1 protein-coding gene is annotated in these 619 nt (G+C 22.6%); it reads left to right on the top strand.

What is annotated here, in order from left to right; all coding sequences use genetic code 11:
* A partial coding sequence (locus CQA44_RS12255) for a glycosyltransferase (protein ID WP_147289818.1) occupies positions 1–615 on the top strand: 615 nt, incomplete at its 5' end.
* Positions 616–619 lie beyond the last annotated feature (4 nt).

The raw sequence follows: 619 nt of genomic DNA, 5'->3' as shown, positions 1-619 counted from the left end.
CACCCAAACATAAAAGTAATTCCAAACTTTATTCCAGAAATTCCTTTAGAAGTTTCTAATTTAGATAATAATAATGTCCTTTCAGTTGGTCGTATGGATTATGGCGATCAAAAAGGTTTTTTAAGATTAATAGATATTTGGAAAATAGTTGTAGATTCTAAAGATTTTAATCCAAAGTGGAATTTAACAATAGTAGGTGATGGAATCTTAAAAGAAAAAATAGAATCTAAAATTAAAGAATTAAATCTAAATTCATATATTACATTAAAACCATTTACTAAAGAAATACATAAAGAATATCTAAATTCAAGTATTTATGTTATGAGTAGCTTTTTTGAAGGATTACCTATGGTATTAGTAGAATCTGGTTCTTATGGTATTCCTTTAATATCATTTGATATAAATACAGGACCTAGTGATATAATAGAACATAATAAGAGTGGCTATTTAATAAAAGATAATGATTTAATAGATTTTGCAAATAAAATAATAATATTAATGAATGATAAAAATAAAAGAAAAGAGTTTGGTTTAAAACAAAGAGAAATAATACAAGATAAATTTAATAAAGATTCTATTATGAAATTATGGGAGGAATTATTTTATAATGAATAGTGTT

Source organism: Helicobacter sp. MIT 14-3879 (genome assembly GCF_003364125.1).
This window is presented reverse-complemented; position numbering and strand designations above follow the sequence as displayed.